The 15,636-nt window shown below is 65.7% G+C and carries 17 protein-coding genes; 12 read left to right on the top strand and 5 right to left on the bottom strand.

Going from position 1 to position 15,636, the window contains the following annotated elements; translation table 11 throughout:
- Window positions 1-339: 339 nt before the first annotated feature.
- Window positions 340-1,923: an ABC transporter substrate-binding protein gene (locus AC1ROX_RS05395; RefSeq protein WP_493123169.1), complete on the top strand. Its 1,584-nt coding sequence runs from the start codon at window positions 340-342 to the stop codon at window positions 1,921-1,923.
- Between the two features lie 12 nt (window positions 1,924-1,935).
- Here the strand turns inward: AC1ROX_RS05395 and AC1ROX_RS05400 are convergent, their stop codons facing one another.
- From AC1ROX_RS05400 to AC1ROX_RS05410, 3 genes are all read right to left on the bottom strand, one after another.
- Complete coding sequence (locus AC1ROX_RS05400) at window positions 1,936-3,036, bottom strand: TonB family protein (RefSeq protein WP_493123171.1); 1,101 nt, start codon at window positions 3,034-3,036, stop codon at window positions 1,936-1,938.
- A gap of 160 nt (window positions 3,037-3,196) precedes the next feature.
- Window positions 3,197-4,618: a sodium:proton antiporter gene (locus AC1ROX_RS05405; RefSeq protein WP_493123173.1), complete on the bottom strand. Its 1,422-nt coding sequence runs from the start codon at window positions 4,616-4,618 to the stop codon at window positions 3,197-3,199.
- Window positions 4,618-5,382 carry an SDR family oxidoreductase gene (locus AC1ROX_RS05410; RefSeq protein WP_493123175.1) on the bottom strand — a complete coding sequence of 255 codons (765 nt, stop codon included), beginning with the start codon at window positions 5,380-5,382 and terminating at the stop codon, window positions 4,618-4,620. Before AC1ROX_RS05410 ends, AC1ROX_RS05405 begins: the two co-directional genes overlap by 1 nt.
- A gap of 52 nt (window positions 5,383-5,434) precedes the next feature.
- Between AC1ROX_RS05410 and AC1ROX_RS05415 the strand changes: the two genes are divergently transcribed.
- The 10 genes from AC1ROX_RS05415 (at window position 5,435) to AC1ROX_RS05460 (ending at window position 13,275) form a co-directional block, all read left to right on the top strand.
- Window positions 5,435-6,127, top strand: coding sequence for a glycerophosphodiester phosphodiesterase family protein (locus AC1ROX_RS05415; RefSeq protein WP_493123177.1), 693 nt, complete (start codon window positions 5,435-5,437; stop codon window positions 6,125-6,127).
- Between the two features lie 131 nt (window positions 6,128-6,258).
- Window positions 6,259-7,578 carry a sn-glycerol-3-phosphate ABC transporter substrate-binding protein UgpB gene (gene ugpB / locus AC1ROX_RS05420; protein ID WP_493123179.1) on the top strand — a complete coding sequence of 440 codons (1,320 nt, stop codon included), beginning with the start codon at window positions 6,259-6,261 and terminating at the stop codon, window positions 7,576-7,578.
- Between the two features lie 147 nt (window positions 7,579-7,725).
- Window positions 7,726-8,607 carry a sn-glycerol-3-phosphate ABC transporter permease UgpA gene (gene ugpA, locus AC1ROX_RS05425; protein WP_493123181.1) on the top strand — a complete coding sequence of 294 codons (882 nt, stop codon included), beginning with the start codon at window positions 7,726-7,728 and terminating at the stop codon, window positions 8,605-8,607.
- Window positions 8,607-9,455, top strand: a complete 849-nt coding sequence (ugpE, locus tag AC1ROX_RS05430; RefSeq protein ID WP_493123183.1) for a sn-glycerol-3-phosphate ABC transporter permease UgpE — start codon at window positions 8,607-8,609, stop codon at window positions 9,453-9,455. The genes ugpA and ugpE overlap by 1 nt, the downstream gene beginning before the upstream one ends.
- 5 nt (window positions 9,456-9,460) lie before the next feature.
- Window positions 9,461-10,552 carry a sn-glycerol-3-phosphate import ATP-binding protein UgpC gene (locus AC1ROX_RS05435; RefSeq protein ID WP_493123185.1) on the top strand — a complete coding sequence of 364 codons (1,092 nt, stop codon included), beginning with the start codon at window positions 9,461-9,463 and terminating at the stop codon, window positions 10,550-10,552.
- Window positions 10,549-11,316 carry a fumarylacetoacetate hydrolase family protein gene (locus tag AC1ROX_RS05440; protein ID WP_493123187.1) on the top strand — a complete coding sequence of 256 codons (768 nt, stop codon included), beginning with the start codon at window positions 10,549-10,551 and terminating at the stop codon, window positions 11,314-11,316. Before AC1ROX_RS05435 ends, AC1ROX_RS05440 begins: the two co-directional genes overlap by 4 nt.
- A gap of 11 nt (window positions 11,317-11,327) precedes the next feature.
- On the top strand, window positions 11,328-12,008 hold the full coding sequence (can, locus tag AC1ROX_RS05445) for a carbonate dehydratase (protein ID WP_493123189.1): 681 nt from the start codon (window positions 11,328-11,330) through the stop codon (window positions 12,006-12,008).
- Between the two features lie 146 nt (window positions 12,009-12,154).
- Entirely contained in the window at window positions 12,155-12,415 is a 261-nt protein-coding gene (locus tag AC1ROX_RS05450; RefSeq protein WP_493123191.1) for a hypothetical protein, read from the top strand.
- Window positions 12,416-12,505: 90 nt separating this feature from the next.
- Window positions 12,506-13,012 (top strand): hypothetical protein, encoded by a 507-nt coding sequence (locus AC1ROX_RS05455; RefSeq protein WP_493123193.1) that lies wholly within the window; start codon window positions 12,506-12,508, stop codon window positions 13,010-13,012.
- Entirely contained in the window at window positions 13,009-13,275 is a 267-nt protein-coding gene (locus AC1ROX_RS05460; protein WP_493123195.1) for a hypothetical protein, read from the top strand. Before AC1ROX_RS05455 ends, AC1ROX_RS05460 begins: the two co-directional genes overlap by 4 nt.
- Before the next feature lie 8 nt (window positions 13,276-13,283).
- Here the strand turns inward: AC1ROX_RS05460 and AC1ROX_RS05465 are convergent, their stop codons facing one another.
- Window positions 13,284-13,604 carry a gamma-glutamylcyclotransferase gene (locus AC1ROX_RS05465; protein WP_493123197.1) on the bottom strand — a complete coding sequence of 107 codons (321 nt, stop codon included), beginning with the start codon at window positions 13,602-13,604 and terminating at the stop codon, window positions 13,284-13,286.
- Window positions 13,605-13,688: 84 nt separating this feature from the next.
- On the opposite strand from AC1ROX_RS05465, the gene AC1ROX_RS05470 reads away from it, so the two are divergent.
- A complete protein-coding gene (locus tag AC1ROX_RS05470; RefSeq protein ID WP_493123199.1) occupies window positions 13,689-14,585 on the top strand; it encodes an endonuclease/exonuclease/phosphatase family protein in 897 nt (298 codons plus the stop codon).
- A 44-nt stretch (window positions 14,586-14,629) separates the two neighbouring features.
- Here AC1ROX_RS05470 and AC1ROX_RS05475 read toward each other — a convergent pair whose 3' ends face one another.
- Window positions 14,630-15,595 (bottom strand): formylglycine-generating enzyme family protein, encoded by a 966-nt coding sequence (locus tag AC1ROX_RS05475; RefSeq protein ID WP_493123201.1) that lies wholly within the window; start codon window positions 15,593-15,595, stop codon window positions 14,630-14,632.
- Between the last annotated feature and the right edge of the window lie 41 nt (window positions 15,596-15,636).

The raw sequence follows: 15,636 nt of genomic DNA on the forward strand, positions 1-15,636 counted from the left end.
GCCGGTGGGTTAAGCCGCATGCGCAACACTCAAATACATGACATGGTTGTAACCACTTTATGAAGAATATATGATGTGAAATTCAACTAGATGGGTGCTCCATTCGTGTAATCGCGAGTGTCGTCGCGGTTTCTCATCCGGTGCTGTCGCAAGGAGTGATCGGCGCACTCGCCGCTATGCCTGAAGAGCACCAGCGCCCGGTTTTCCCGAACCTCCGGGACAGCGCATCACGTCATCGGGATGCGGCGTCGGTTCGGCACGGCATGAGCATTGCATGATCTGTGAGGGGAACTGACAGCCCGTCCGGCACAGTCCGCGGCAGGCAAACGGGGGTGACTCATGGCCCATTTGCACAAGTTTGCTTTGGTCGCGGCGATGGCATGGGGATTGGCAGCGGGCACAGCGGGGCCGGCGGCGGCCCAGACGACGCTGAGGATGGTGTCCCACGCCGACATCAAGATCCTCGATCCGATCTGGACGACGGCGAACATCAGCCGCAACCACGGCTACATGATCTACGACGTGCTGTTCGCCACGGACGCCGATCTCAAGATCCAGCCGCAGATGGCGGAGAAATACACCGTCTCCGACGACAAGCTCACCTACACGATCACCCTGCGCGACGGGCTGGAATGGCACGACGGCAAGCCTGTCACGTCCGAGGACTGCATCGCCTCGATCAAGCGCTGGGGCGCCCGTGACGGCTACGGGCAGGTGCTGATGAAGGCGACGGCCGATCTCAAGGTCGTCGACGACAAGACCTTCACCCTCACCCTGAAGGAGCCGTTCGGCCTCGTGCTGGAGGCGCTGGGCAAGGTGGGTTCCAGCACGCCCTTCATGATGCCCAAGCGGGTGGCCGACACCGACCCCAACAAGCAGATCGAGGATTACACCGGCTCCGGTCCCTTCATCTTCAAGAAGGACGAATGGAAGCCTGGAGAGCGGGTGGTCTACGTCAAGAACACGAAATACAAGCCGCGGCCCGAGCCGCCGTCGATGATGGCCGGCGGCAAGGTGGTCAAGGTCGACCGGGTCGAATGGCTCGCCATCCCCGATCCCAACACGGCGGCCAATGCGCTGATCGCGGGCGAGATCGACCTGATCGAAACGCCGCCGCCCGATCTCTTCCCGCTGCTGCGGGCCGCAAAGAATGTCGAACTCTACGGCTGGAACGCGCTGGGGTCGCAGGCGCTGATGCGCTTCAACCACCTGCAACCGCCGTTCAACAATCCGAAGGCGCGGCAGGCGGCGATGTATGCGCTGGCCCAGGAGGACCTGCTGCGGGCGCAGTATGGCGAGCCCGAGATCTACAAGCTGTGCAACGCGCCGTTCATCTGCGGCGCACCCTACGGCAAGGAGTATGGCGACTTCCTGATCAAGCCCAACCTCGAGAAGGCGCGGGCGCTCCTGAAGGAGTCGGGCTACGACGGCACGCCGATCACGATGCTGCACCAGACCGATCTCGCCTCGTCCAACCAGTTCCAGCCGGTCGCCAAGCAGCAGCTCGAGCGCGCCGGCTTCAAGGTCAACGTGCTGGCGATGGACTGGCAGACCGTGATCTCGCGGCGCGCCCGCAAGGAGCCGCCGGCCCAGGGCGGCTGGAACGTCTTCTTCACCACCAACATCACGATCGACGTCGACAATCCCGGCACCAGCAACTTCGCCGCCGCGACCTGCGACAAGGCGTGGTTCGGCTGGCCGTGCGATCCGGAGATCGAGACGCTGCGCACCGCCTTCTTGAAGGAAGGCGATCCGGCCAAGCGCAAGGAGATCGGCCTCGCGATCTCCGACCGCGTGATGGACCAGGGCGTCTACGTGCCGATCGGCCAGTACAAGGCCTTCGGCGCCTACCGCAAGGACCGGCTGGAAGGATGGCTGCCCGGTCCGGTGGCCATGACCTGGAATATCAGCAAGAAGAACTGAGCGGCGTCTTCCTCAGCGTCTGACCGACCAGAGCGGCAGGTCGAACGGCGCGCTGGGGCCCGGGATGTTCGCCGGCAGCGGCGTGTAGGGCGCACCGGCCCGCACGCCGGCCAGGACGCCGGCGTCGAATTCCGGCTCGCCGCTCGAACTGACGATGGTGGCGGCAAGTAGCCTGCCGTCGCGCGCAATGACGATCCGCACCACCGTCACACCTTGCCGCTTGTCGGTCTTCGGCTGGTATGTGTAGCCCACGATCCTGCGCAGGATCTGGGCGAGATAATTGTCCGCGACCTTGGCGCGCGCGTAGGCATCCGCCGGATTGACGAAGCGATGTTGCGATGGCGGTTCGGCGCCGGAGCTGGAAGGCGGCCGCGTCGAGGGTATCGTCGAGAGCGGTGAGGGCTTCAGCTCGGGCTTCGGCGCGGGCGGCGTCGGCCGCGGCGGCGCCGCGAGCGCCTGCTGCTGCGGCATGGGCTTTGGCGTCGGAGCAGGCTCGGGCGGCTTGGGGAGCGGCTGCGGTGCCGGTGCTGCCTGTTGCGTGGGCGGCGGCGGAGGCGGAGGCGTCGGCGCGTTCTTGAGGCCCAGCTCCGTCGGTGGCTCGGGCGCTGGCTTCTCGGCTGGTGTTGGCGTGGGCGCCGGAACGCGCGCAGGCGCAGGGGGCGGCTCGACGCGCGTCTCGACCGGTGGCGTCGGCGCCGCCGCCGCGACTTCCGGCTCGAAGGTCGGCTCTTCCTTGCTCTCGGGCGGCGGCGGGGGCGCCGGGGGCGCCTTCGACACCTGGTCGGTCGGCGGCACCTGGGTCGGCCTGTCTGCCGTGGTGGGGGCCGGCGGGCGCACGCCGAGATTCATCGGCGGCAGCGTCTGGGGAAGCGGGACCTGCTTCGGCTGGGCCGCGGGCGCCTGCGGCGGCGGTTCGGGTGGCGGCGGCTCCGGTGGTTTGGGCTGCTCGAACGAGACGTTGATCACGTCCTCTTCCGCGGGCACCGCCGGCTTCTGCTGCGACAGCCACCACAGCGCCGCCGCGACCAGCGCATGCAGCAGGATCGCCATCGCCAGTGCGAAGGGCGACATGCGGTCGGAACGGTAGGAGAAGGCGCTTACGGCGTGGGCCACGGGTCGTTCTACAGGATTTCGCCTCGATGCTCGGTGTCCTCGGTACGAGAGGGGCGGGCCTGGGTGTGCCTAGGATCGGGACGCTTGGCCAGTGTAGAGGAAAAGCGCGCGCGTCCTCTGCGGTTTCTTGTCCGCTACTTCGTTGGAAACATGGGCGAAATTACGGGATGAAGAACAGGAGGGTCAGCAGGACGAACAACGGCACGAGGATGCCGCACGACCAGGCCATGTAGCCGAAGAAGCTCGGCATGCGGATGCCCGCCTCCTCGACCACCGCCTTGACCATGAAGTTGGGCGCGTTGCCGATATAGGAATTGGCGCCCATGAACACGGCACCGCAGGAGATCGCCGCCAGGGTGCCGGCGAGCGTCCCCATCAACAGGTTGGCGTCGCCGCCGGCCAGGTTGAAGAAGACGAGATAGGTCGGCGCATTGTCGAGGAAGCTCGACAGGATGCCGGTCAGCCAGAAATACCAGATGTCGTCGGGCTGGCCGTCAGGGCCCGTCACCAGCGCGACCAGCGGCGCCAGGGCGCCTTCCTTGCCGGCCTTGAGGATGGCCAGCGCCGGCGCGATGGTGATGAAGATGCCGGCGAACAGCTTGGCGACCTCGGCCATCGGCCCCCAGCTGAAGCCGTTGGCGGCGCGCGACCCGCGGGAGGTGAGGCGCAGCGACAGGAAGCAGAGGACCACCAGCGCCAGGTCGCGCAGGACGTTCTGCAACTCGAGCGTCACGTGGAAGACGGTGAAATGGACGCCGGGATTCCACGTGCCGCTCGCCAGGACCGCGCCGACGATGGCCGCCAGCAGGATGATGTTGACGCCGCCCTCGATGCGAACAGGTGTTTCCGGCGTGGGATCGGGCGTCTTTCGTCCTTCCTTGCGGTACCAGTAGCTGTCGATGGCGTAGAAGAGCGCCAGCAGCACGATCGCGCAGACCAGCATCTCGGCGAACAGGTGCTGTGTCGTCCAGAAGAAGCTGACGCCCTTCAGGAAGCCCAGGAAGAGCGGCGGATCGCCAAGCGGCGTCAGGGCGCCGCCGATGTTCGACACCAGGAAGATGAAGAAGACAAAGACATGGATCTTGTGCCGCCGGTCGTCGTTGGCGCGGATGATCGGCCGGATCAGCAGCATCGAGGCGCCGGTCGTGCCCATCCAGCCCGCCAGCACCGTGCCGATCGCCAGGATCGCCGTGTTCATAGACGGCGACCCGTGCAGGTTGCCCTTGATGTGGATGCCGCCGGTCACCGTGAACAGCGCCAGCAGCAGTACGATGAAGGGGATGTAATCGAGCAGCAGGAGGTGGATGATTTCGTAGATCGCGGTCGGCACGCCGTAGATTGCGGCGAAAGGCACGACCACCAGCGCCGCCCAGACTGCCGACACCTTGCCGAAATGGTGATGCCAAAAGTGCGGCGCGGCGAGCGGCATGATCGCAATCGACAGCAGGATGCCGACGAACGGGATCATCCAGAGGAGGCTGAGGTGCCGTCCGTCGATCGCCGGTGCATCGGGGCTGGCCGCAAAGGCGGGCAGCGCGACGCCAAGCGCCAGGGCGCTCGCCAGAAGAGTTTTGATCTTCATCAGCCCATGTAGGTTGCGGTGACGCCGCCATCGACGGTGAGCGTATGTCCATTGACGTAGCTCGCTGCCGGGGAAGCCAGGAAGATCGCGGCGCCGGCGATCTCCGAGGGATCGGCCCAGCGCCTGGCCGGGCAGCGCAGCCGCAACCTCTCGCCGGCCGGCGAGGCAATCAGGGACTGGTTGGTCTCGGTCGCGAAGAATCCGGGCGAGATCGCGTTGGAGGTGACGCCGGTGGTGCCGAATTCTGCCGCCAGCGCGCGGGTGAGGGCGGCCAGGCCGGCCTTGGCCGCGATGTAAGAGGAGGCGCCGGGCGCGGCATGCGTGGCGGCGATCGAGGTGACGAGGATCAGCCGTCCCCAGCCGCGCTCGACCATGCCCGGCATCACCAGCCGGATCAGCGCCTGCCCGGCCGACAGGTCGGTATCGATCAGCCGCGCGAAATCGTGGGATTCGATCTCGGCGAAGGGGCGGCGGTCACGCTCGCCGACATTGTGGATCAGGATGTCGATCGGGCCGGCACGGTCGATGGCGAGGCCCATGGCCGTGCGGTCGGCCATCTCGAACACCACGCCGTCCGTCGCCCGTCCCGCCGCCCGCAGTTCGGCCAGACGCGGCGCCAGCCGCTCGTGGGAGCGGCTGTGCAGCAGGACGCGGGCGCCGGCTTCGGCCAGGCCCTTGGCCATCTCCCAGCCGAGGCCGCGGGCGGAGCCGGTGATCAGCGCGGTGCGCCCGTCGAGGCGGAATTTATCGGGAAAGGTCGACATGGATCGGGGCATTCGGCTATTGCGACGCACCGAGTTAGCTTCGGATTCGTTCATGCTGCAACTGCCTAACGTCATCGGTCATCGCGGCGCCATGGCCTACGCGCCGGAAAACACGCTGGAGTCCTTTCGCGAGGCTCATCGGCGCGGCGCCACCTGGGTCGAGATCGACGTCAAGCTGACGGCGGACGGCGTGCCCATCGTCATGCACGATTCGTCGCTGAAGCGGACGACCGGCGTCGACCGGCTGGCGTCCGAGCTGCGCGCGTCCGAGCTGCCGCCGTCGGTACCGACCTTCGAGCAGGCGATCGCCTGTTTCGGCGAGCTGGGCCTGGGCTGCAACGTCGAGATCAAGCCATGCGAGGGCCGCGAGGCCGAGACCGCGAGGATCACCGTCGACTTCTTGCGGCGGCTGTGGCCGGCCAAATTGCCGGCGCCGCTCCTGTCGAGCTTCAAGGATGCGTCGCTTGCCGCTGCTCGCGAGGCCGCGCCGGAATTCGCGCGGGCGCTGCTGATCGACGAGCTGAAGGACGACTGGCAGGTGCGGGCCGAGGCGGTGTCGGCCGCCGGCCTCAACACCAACGGCAAGCGCCTGACGGCCGTCCGCGCGGTCGAGATCCGCAGGGCCGGCTTGACGCTCAGCGTCTATACGATCAACGACGGCGACGTGGCCCGGGCGCTGGTCGGCATGGGGGTCCATTGCATCATCACTGATGCGCCGGACGTGATTCTGGCCGCCCTCACCTAATCTTGTCCTTTGGGGTTGCATTCGCTGCGAAGTGTTGGTGGACTGTCATCAGACCGCAATAAAAGAGACACATCACAGTCTTGCGGCCCGCCGATACATCGCCGGGGATTTTTCTGGGAGGTTTGTTCGATATGACACGGATTCTGCTCTCTTCCGTCGCGGCCGCGGCGGTTCTTGCGAGCGCGTCGACCGCGTTCGCTCAGACCGAAATTCAGTTCTGGCACGCGATGGGCGGCAACCTGGGTGACACGGTCAATGCGCTGGCCGAGGGCTTCAACAAGTCCCAGACCGAGTACAAGGTGAACCCGGTCTACAAGGGCTCCTATCCGGAGACCCTGACCGCCGCGATCGCGGCCTTCCGCGCCAAGCAGGCCCCGCACATCGTGCAGGTCTTCGAGGTCGGCACCGCGAACATGATGGCCGCCAAGGGCGCCGTCTATCCGGTCTACCAGCTCATGGCCGATGCCAAGGAGCCGTTCGATCCCAAGGCCTTTATCGGCCCGGTCTACGGCTACTACTCGACGACCGACGGCAAGCTGCTGTCGATGCCGTTCAACTCCTCGACGCCGGTGCTCTACTGGAACAAGGAGCTGCTGCAGAAGGCGGGCCTCGATCCGAACAAGCCGCCGAAGACCTGGCCGGAGCTGGGTGAGATGGCCAAGAAGGCCGTCGCAGCCGGCGCCAAGTGCGGCTTCACCCCGCAGTGGCAGACCTGGACGATGATCGAGAACTACGGCGCCTGGCACAACCTGCCGTATGCGACCAAGGAGAACGGCCTTGGCGGCACCGACATCGAGCTGAAATTCAACGACGCCCCGCGCGTGAAGTTCATCCAGATGCTGGCCGACTGGGGCAAGGACAAAACCTTCGTCTATGGCGGCCGCGAGGGTAAGTCGACGGCGCTGTTCACCGCCGGCGACTGCGCCTTCCACGTTGCCTCGTCCGGTTCGGCCGCGGGCATCGACAAGGCGCTCGGCGGTTCGGAGAAGTTCGGCATCGCCATGATGCCCTACTCGCCCGACGTCGCGCCCAAGCCGCAGAACTCGATCATCGGCGGCGCCACCCTGTGGGTGCTGCAGGGCCGTCCGGCGGCCGAGTACAAGGGCGTCGCCAAGTTCATGACCTACCTCGCCAGCACCCCGGTGCAGGCCAAGTGGCACCAGGAGACGGGCTACGTGCCGATCACGACGGCCGCTGCCGAAGCGACCGACAAGGAAGGCTTCTACAAGAAGTTTCCGGGCCGCGAGGTCGCCGTCGAGGAGCTGACGCTCAATCCGCCGACGGGCAACTCGAAGGGCCTTCGCATCGGCAACTTCGTGCAGATCCGCGACATCGTCGACAGCGAGCTCGAGGCGGTGTGGTCGGGCAAGAAGGACGCGAAGACCGCGCTCGACGACGCCGTGAAGGCGGGCAACGAGCAGATCAAGCGCTTCGAAGCGGCCAACAAGTAAGACCCTTGCCGTTGCTTTCCCCCTCCGGTCCTTCGGACCACCTCCCCCGTTTGACGGGGGAGGCAGAGAAGAGGAAGGCTAGCCTTTCAAATCCCCTCCCCCGTCACACGGGGGAGGCCGGGAGGGGGAGGGCTACAGGCTAGCTCGATGGAAAAACGCGTCACCTTCAACGAGCGTTGGCTGCCCTATCTTCTGGTGGCGCCGCAGATCGTCATCACGCTGGTGTTCTTCTTCTGGCCGTCGGGCCAGGCGATCTACCAGTCGGTGCTGGTCGAGGACGCGTTCGGCGGCAACACCAAGTTCGTCTACCTCGACAACTTCCTCCATCTCTTCCAGGACTCGGGCTACTACGCCTCGGCGCGGCTCACCCTCGTGTTCAGCGCGCTGGTCGCATCGCTCGGCCTCGGCCTGTCGCTGCTGCTGGCGGTGATGGCGGACCGCGTGATCCGCGGCGCCACCGCCTACAAGATGTTCCTCGTCTGGCCCTATGCGGTCGCGCCCGCCGTGGCCGGCGTGCTGTGGGGCTTCCTGTTCAACCCGTCGGTCGGCATCGTCGCCTGGATGCTCCAGGGCATCGGCATCGAGTTCAACTATGTGACCAACGGCAACCAGGCGCTGCTGCTGGTCGTGATCGCCGCCGTCTGGAACCAGATCAGCTACAATTTCCTGTTCTTCCTGGCCGGCCTGCAGTCGATCCCGAAGTCGCTGATCGAGGCCGCCGCCATCGACGGCGCGGGGCCCGGCCGGCGCTTCTGGGACATCATCTTCCCGCTGCTCTCGCCCACCGGTTTCTTCCTGCTGGTGGTCAATATCATCTACGCCTTCTTCGGCACCTTCGGCGTCGTCGATGCGCTGACCAAGGGCGGTCCCGCCAAGTCGACCGAGATCCTGGTGTTCAAGGTCTACAATGATGGCTTCCGCGGCCAGGACCTCGGCGGCTCCTCGGCCCAGTCGGTGATCCTGATGCTGGTGGTGATCCTGCTGACCTTCGTGCAGTTCCGCTTCATCGAGCGCCGGGTGCACTACTGATGGTCGAGAACCGCCCCTGGCTCACCTTCCTGAGCCACTTCGTCGTGCTCGTGGGCGTGATCATCATCGCCTTCCCGGTGTGGATGACCTTCGTCGCCTCGACGCACGACCAGCAGACCATGCTGCAGTCGCCGATCCCGGTGCTGCCCGGCCCGTACCTGTTCGAGAACTATGCGAAGGTGCTGACCGAGGGTTATGGCAGGGTCGGCAACACGCCCGTCGCGATGACGCTGACCAACAGCCTGATCATGGCGCTGGGCATCACCATCGGGAAGATCGCGATCTCGATCATCGCGGCCTTTGCCATCGTCTACTTCCGCTTCCCGTTCCGCATGACCTTCTTCTGGGCGATCTTCGTCACGCTGATGCTGCCCGTCGAAGTGCGCATCGTGCCGACCTACGGCGTCGTCGCGTCGCTGGGCATGCTCGATTCCTATGCCGGCCTCATCATCCCGCTGATCGCCTCGGCGACGGCGACCTTCCTGTTCCGGCAGTTCTTCCTGAGCGTGCCCGACGAGCTCACCGAGGCGGCGCGAGTCGATGGTGCCTCGCCGATGCGCTTCTTCTGGGACATCCTGTTGCCGATGAGCCGGACCTCGATCGCGGCGCTGTTCGTGATCCAGTTCATCTACGGCTGGAACCAGTATCTCTGGCCGCTGCTGATCACGACCAAGGAAAGCTTCTACACCGTCGTCATGACGGTCTCGCGCCAGGCCAACGTGGTCGATGGGGTGCCGAGCTGGAACCTGCTGATGGCGATGGCGATGCTCGCCATGCTGCCGCCGGTCCTGGTCGTGGTGTTCATGCAGCGCCAGTTCGTGCGCGGACTCGTCGAGACGGAGAAATAACGGTCATGGCGCAAGTCCACCTGCGCGGCGTCAAGAAGAGCTACGAGAAGCTCGAGGTCATCCACGGCGTCGACATCGAGATCGCCGACGGCGAGTTCATCGTCATCGTCGGACCCTCGGGCTGCGGCAAGTCGACCCTGCTGCGCATGGTGGCGGGGCTGGAGCGCATCACCGGCGGAACGATCGCGATCGGCGACCGTGTGGTCAACGAGCTGGAGCCCAAGGATCGCGACATCGCGATGGTGTTCCAGAACTACGCGCTCTATCCGCATTTCAGCGTCTACGAGAACATGGCCTACGGGCTCAAGATCCGCGGCCTGTCCAAGGCCGAGATCGACGTGCGCGTCCAGAAGGCCGCCAAGATCCTCGAACTGGGCACCTTCCTGCAGAGAAGGCCGCGACAGCTCTCGGGCGGCCAGCGCCAGAGGGTGGCCATGGGCCGCGCCATCGTGCGCGAGCCGGCGGTGTTCCTGTTCGACGAGCCGCTGTCCAACCTCGACGCCAAGCTGCGCGTGCAGATGCGGCTCGAGATCAAGCGCCTGCAGCGCGAGCTCGACGTCACCTCGATCTACGTGACCCACGACCAGGTCGAGGCGATGACCCTGGCCGACCGGCTGATCGTCATGAATGCCGGTGTCGCCGACCAGATCGGCACGCCCATGGACGTCTACGAGCGGCCGGCCTCGGTCTTCGTCGCGGGCTTCATCGGCTCGCCGGCGATGAACTTCCTGGCGGGCAAGGTCTGCGAGGGCAGCCGCGCTGTCGAGCTGGCCGGCACCGGCGCCGTGCGCGTCACCCTGCCGATCGGCCTCGCCACCACGGCGGCTCCCGGAACGCCGGTTGCCGTCGGCATCCGGCCCGAGCATCTGCATCCGGCCGCCGACGGCGCGCTGGAATTCGAGATCGAACTGGCCGAGCCGCTGGGCGCCGACACGCTGCTTCACGGCCGCTTCGGCGAGGCGCGCGAGCTGGTCACCGTCCGCCAGGGAGGCCATGTCCTGGCCAGGCCCGGCGAAAAGCTCCGCTTCAAGGCCGATCCCGGACATCTCCATCTGTTCGATTCGCAGACCGGCAAGCGCATCCCCGACGCCGCATGACACGCCTCGCCCGTATCGAACAGGCCGGGCGTCCGCGCGTCGGCATCCTGGACGGCGAACAGATCCGCCTCCACGAAGGCACGATCTTCGATCCCGGCCCGGCGACGGGCGAGGTCGTCGCGGCTGTCGACGCACGCTGGCTGACGCCGACCGAGCCCACCAAGATGGTGGCGCTGTGGAACAATTTCCGCGCCGCCGCCGAGAAGAACGGCTGGGCGATCCCGGCCGAGCCGCTCACCTTCCTGAAGGCGCCGAACAGCTTCGCCGCGCACGGCCAGCCGATTCCGGTGCCGAAATCCTATGACGGCCGCGTCGCCTACGAGGGCGAGCTGGGCATCGTGATAGGCAAGACCTGCTCCGGTGTCTCGGTCGAAGACGCCGCCGACCATATCCTGGGCTACACCTGCGTGAACGACGTCACGGCGATGGAACTGCTGCAGCGCGACCCGAGCTTCGCGCAATGGACACGGGCCAAGAACTTCGACGGCTTCGGCGTGTTCGGGCCGGTCGTCGCAACCGGCCTCGATCCGGCGTCGCTCACGGTGCGCACCCTGGTCAACGGCCGCGAGCGTCAGAACTACCGGGTCGACGACATGATCTTCCCGCCGGCCGAACTGGTCAGCCGCATCTCGCAGGACATGACCTTGGTGCCGGGTGACATCATCGCCTGCGGCACCTCGCTGGGCGTGCTGCCGATGAAGGCCGGCACCGTGGTCGAGATCGCCATCGACGGCATCGGCACGCTGCGCAACCAATACGGCTGAGGGGCTCGACCATGTCCGAGACAGAAGAGCAATCCTTCCTCGAGGGACTATTCGACAACAACCGCGCTTGGGCGAAGCGCATCGAGGAGCAGAATCCGGGCTTCTTCGACAGGCTGGCCAAGCAGCAGGCGCCGCGCGTCCTGTGGATCGGCTGCTCCGACAGCCGCGTCCCCGCCAACGAGATCATCGGCATGCTGCCGGGCGAGGTCTTCGTCCACCGCAACGTCGCCAACCAGGTCATGCTGGTCGACTTCAACTGCCTGGCCGTCCTGCAATATGCCGTCGAGGCGCTACGGGTGCGCCATGTCATCGTGTGCGGCCACTATGGCTGCGGCGGCGTGAAGGCCTCGCTCAAGAACCATGAGCTCGGCCTGCTCGACAACTGGCTGCACGATATCGCCGCGCTGGGCCGCCGCTACGAGGAGATGATCGTCGCCCAGCCGCACAAGGCCCAGCAGGTCGATGCCCTGTGCGAGATCAACGTCATCGAGCAGGTCCGCAACGTCTGCGAGACGTCGATCGTCCGGCAGGCCTGGCGGCGCGGCCAGGAACTGTCGATCCACGGCTGGATCTACGGCATCCAGGACGGGCTGCTGCACGACCTGCACGTCACGGTGAGCGAGGCCAAGGCGGCCGGGAAGACGCTGGCCGACGCACTGGCCGCGCCGCGGCTCCAGCACGGGAAACGCTGAGGCGCTCCGGCGCCGCTGCCCGGCCCGCCCTTTCCATTCACTTCATCGGGCCGTTCACTTCATCGGGAGCTTGGTGCCGCTGGCGGCAAGTTTGCTATGGTCGGTCGCCTTCCTTCGTCGGGCGAGACTCAGCGGAAGCCGATGCGATGAACTACATAATACTGGGTATTGTCGTGGTGTTCGCGCTCGCGGGCGCCTTCGTCGGCTGGCGGCGGGCAACGGCCAATATCTACAATCCACCCGGAAATCATGACGTCCCGTTCGGGACGACGCGTCGCGAACATTTCCGCACCCTCACGCGCAGGTATCGGCGCTGGCGGATCCCGCTGACCCTTGCCTATGCGGTGGGGGGAGGCGCATTGGGCTTCGGCATATTGATGGTATATGCCGTGTTCATCCGGCGATGAGGTGGTTTGTCTGGCCGGCATGCTGAAGCGCGACGCGGTGGTGGGGAAAATCGGCAGATGAGCATCGGGCTATCGATCAGGAACAACCTGATGGCGGTTGCGCTTGTCGTCTCTCTTGCCCTTCTCTGCTCACAGATCTCCGTCCGCGTCCGCTACGAATTCATAGAGTTCATGTACAACGCCGAATTCAAGACGTTGCAGGGACTGGCCCTTTACCCCGAGTTCCAGAACCGCATCCTGCCCGCGGCTCTCCTGTCGGCCCTGCGATGGCTCACGACGGACGTCTTCGCCGACCGGTCGATCTGGTTCCTGTCCCGGTTCGTCCAGGCGCTGGCTGGGTTTCTGGTGCTCTATGCGGTCGTTCTTGATTTCTCGGGCAGCCTGATGCGGGCGGTCCTCGGCGTGGTGCTTGCCAGCTATGCCTACCTATGGACGCCGATGACCCACCCCTGGGAATTCACCAGCGACTTCTTCGATATCATGTTCATCGCGGTGATCGTCCATCTTGCCCTCGCCGAGCGGGCGTTCAGATCGGCATCGTCCATTCCGTCACGAACTGGCGATGGCTGTTCCATCCGACCGGCGTCCTGCCGATGATATTCGCGATCCTGCTGGTGTTCTGCGGAGCCCTTGCGTGCCTTCCCGGGCCGTGGACCGCCGACCAGCGTGGGCTCCTGCTGGCGGCCGTCCTTTGCGCCTTGCCGACCGGCATTTTCGGGATCGCCGCCGAATTGCGGGTCTGGCTGCCAAGCCTGACGATCCTTGTGATCCTGATCGCCTGCGGGCGGGAAACGTCCGACCGCAGCTGGCTCCTTGCCATGACCCGTCTGGATCCCAGGAAAACGGGCGCCGGGCCTTGAGGCCGGCGTTACGGCTCATCGTCTTTGGCGTCGATCGGGCATGCGCGAAGGTAAACCCACGCAACAAGGCCCGAAGCCGTCTCGACCCTTGAACGCGCGTAGTTGGGCGGTTCGTATGCATCAGCCTTCGCGAGGTCGGCATTGGTTATCTGGAACACCGTGCCGCCCACACGGTCGGTCTCATTGCCGGACCGGTGCACGAAAGGCTCTCGACTGAAGCCAATGAGGGCGTCCGGCATTCCCGTCAATCGACGGCCGAAGATCTTCTCCTGGACCGCCGGTTGTTGGAAATCGCCACAGGCGAACAAGTATTGATCCACGCCGCTCATCTCATTGTCTCCTATGAGACGCCAAAGATGTGATGTACGTCCCACATGGACCACTGAGTGAAATCAATTCCGTTAAGGCGTTCCATGCTTTTCTGCACCTACAACATCCACTATGGCGTCGGCTCCGACGGCAAGTACGACGTGGCCCGCATCGCCGATGCGGTGGCCGAGGCCGATATCGTCTGCCTTCAGGAAGCCGTTTCCGGTTGGGCGCAGAACGGTTTTGCCGACCAGACCACCGAGATCGCCGGCCGGCTCAACCGTTATTCCTGGTATCACGGCGCCATGGAGTCCGACGCGAGCGAGGTCGGTGCGGATGGGCGGATCGTCAACCGCCGCCGCAGCTTCGGCAATGCCGTGATCTCGCGCTGGCCAATCGCCTGGGCGCGCGGCCATCTCCTGCCCAAGACGCAGCTCGTCAACCAATTCGACCTGCAGCGCGGCTTCGTCGAGGCCGCGATCGAGACGCCGGCGGGACCGCTGCGCGTCTACAGCGTCCATCTCAGCCATGTCGGACCGCAGCAGCGGCTGCCGCAGGTCCGTTCGCTGATGGAGACGGTCCTGAATGCCGAGCGGATCGGCGCGACTTGGGACAGCGAGGCCGGCGATAAATTCATATTCAAGGATCGTCGGCCCGACGTGCCGCGCGCCGCCATCCTCGCAGGCGATTTCAACTTCACGCCGGCGCAGCCGGAATATCCGCTGGTCTGCGGCGACACGAGCTATTACGGCCGGCTGGGTACGACGATGCACCTGGCCGATGCCTGGATCGCCGCCGGCAACAGCGAGGAGGAGGTCGATTCCTTCCCGCATGAGGGCCGCATCGACCATGTCTTCGTGACCCACGACCTGTCGCCGAAGGTCAAGAAGGCGTGGATCGGCTACGGCATCGCGGCCTCCGACCACTGGCCGGTCTTCGTCGAGTTCGACCTCCAGCAGGCCGTTGAAAACGTCGGAGTTCCTGGCGAACAAACGAAATAAACGAAATAAACGAAACGGACGAATCGGGGGCGGCGGCCCCTGAATCAGGTGTCGTGGCGACCGTCGACGGATCGCACGACGCACCGGAAGCCGACATGGCTGGTCGTCGTGTCGATCTGCTCGGCGTGGCGCGCGGCCGGACGGTAGCGTTTGCAGTAGCTGGGCGCGCAGAGATGCGAGCCGCCTTTCAGCACCTTGCGGGGAATCCGCAGCCGGTCGCGCGGGTCGTAGCTTTGCTCGATCGTCGCGCCGCGCGGATTCTCGGGTACGCAGCAGGCCTTGCCGGCGTCGGGCGCGTGCTTGGCCGAGTACCAGTCGACCGTCCATTCCCAGACATTGCCGATCATGTCGTGCACGCCGTAGCCGTTGGCCGGGAAGGCGCGCACCGGTGAGGTCCGGGCAAAGCCGTCCTCGCGCGTATTGTCGACCGGAAAGCGGCCTTGCCAGGTGTTGGCCATGTGCCGGCCGCCGGGCGTCAGCTCGTCGCCCCAGGCGAACTCCGCATCCTCGAGACCGCCGCGCGCGGCGAATTCCCATTCGGCTTCGGTCGGCAGTTCCTTGCCGGCCCACTTCGCATAGGCCTCGGCATCGCGGAAGGCGATCTGCACGACCGGATGGTCGTCGAGCCCGCCGATATGGCTGCCCTTGCCGTAGGGCCGCCGCCAGGTGGCGCCGAAGGTGAAGCGCCACCACTGGCTCCAGTCGGCGAGATCGACCGGCTTCGAGGGCGGCGTAAAGACCAGCCCGCCGGCCTTGAGCATCTCCGGCCGCGCGCCGGGATAGTTCTTGGGATCGGGATCGATCTCGGCCCAGGTGACGTGCCCCGTCGCCCGGACGAATTCCTTGAACTGCGCGTTGGTGACGGGCGTGGGATCGATCCAGAAGCCGCCGACCGTCACCGTATGGGCCGGCGCTTCCTCGGGATAGTGCTTGTCCGACCCCATGCGGAACGTGCCGCCGGGGATGCGGATCATGCCGGTCGTCGGGTTGGGGGCGCTCTGGTCTCCCATGACACCTCCCTTATCGGCACTTCCGGCCGGCGTGCCAAGCG

This window comes from Reyranella sp. GW821-FHT14A01 (assembly GCF_058803965.1).

Excerpts from the sequence above, each read along its gene's own strand:
- AC1ROX_RS05395 (WP_493123169.1), top strand. The coding sequence starts at position 340 with ATGGCCCATTTGCACAAGTTTGCTTTGGTCGCGGCGATGGCATGGGGA.
- AC1ROX_RS05405 (WP_493123173.1), bottom strand. The coding sequence starts at position 4,618 with ATGAAGATCAAAACTCTTCTGGCGAGCGCCCTGGCGCTTGGCGTCGCG.
- AC1ROX_RS05410 (WP_493123175.1), bottom strand. The coding sequence starts at position 5,382 with ATGTCGACCTTTCCCGATAAATTCCGCCTCGACGGGCGCACCGCGCTG.
- AC1ROX_RS05415 (WP_493123177.1), top strand. The coding sequence starts at position 5,435 with ATGCTGCAACTGCCTAACGTCATCGGTCATCGCGGCGCCATGGCCTAC.
- ugpB (WP_493123179.1), top strand. The coding sequence starts at position 6,259 with ATGACACGGATTCTGCTCTCTTCCGTCGCGGCCGCGGCGGTTCTTGCG.
- ugpA (WP_493123181.1), top strand. The coding sequence starts at position 7,726 with ATGGAAAAACGCGTCACCTTCAACGAGCGTTGGCTGCCCTATCTTCTG.
- ugpE (WP_493123183.1), top strand. The coding sequence starts at position 8,607 with ATGGTCGAGAACCGCCCCTGGCTCACCTTCCTGAGCCACTTCGTCGTG.
- AC1ROX_RS05435 (WP_493123185.1), top strand. The coding sequence starts at position 9,461 with ATGGCGCAAGTCCACCTGCGCGGCGTCAAGAAGAGCTACGAGAAGCTC.
- AC1ROX_RS05440 (WP_493123187.1), top strand. The coding sequence starts at position 10,549 with ATGACACGCCTCGCCCGTATCGAACAGGCCGGGCGTCCGCGCGTCGGC.
- can (WP_493123189.1), top strand. The coding sequence starts at position 11,328 with ATGTCCGAGACAGAAGAGCAATCCTTCCTCGAGGGACTATTCGACAAC.
- AC1ROX_RS05450 (WP_493123191.1), top strand. The coding sequence starts at position 12,155 with ATGAACTACATAATACTGGGTATTGTCGTGGTGTTCGCGCTCGCGGGC.
- AC1ROX_RS05455 (WP_493123193.1), top strand. The coding sequence starts at position 12,506 with ATGGCGGTTGCGCTTGTCGTCTCTCTTGCCCTTCTCTGCTCACAGATC.
- AC1ROX_RS05460 (WP_493123195.1), top strand. The coding sequence starts at position 13,009 with ATGATATTCGCGATCCTGCTGGTGTTCTGCGGAGCCCTTGCGTGCCTT.
- AC1ROX_RS05465 (WP_493123197.1), bottom strand. The coding sequence starts at position 13,604 with ATGAGCGGCGTGGATCAATACTTGTTCGCCTGTGGCGATTTCCAACAA.
- AC1ROX_RS05470 (WP_493123199.1), top strand. The coding sequence starts at position 13,689 with ATGCTTTTCTGCACCTACAACATCCACTATGGCGTCGGCTCCGACGGC.
- AC1ROX_RS05475 (WP_493123201.1), bottom strand. The coding sequence starts at position 15,595 with ATGGGAGACCAGAGCGCCCCCAACCCGACGACCGGCATGATCCGCATC.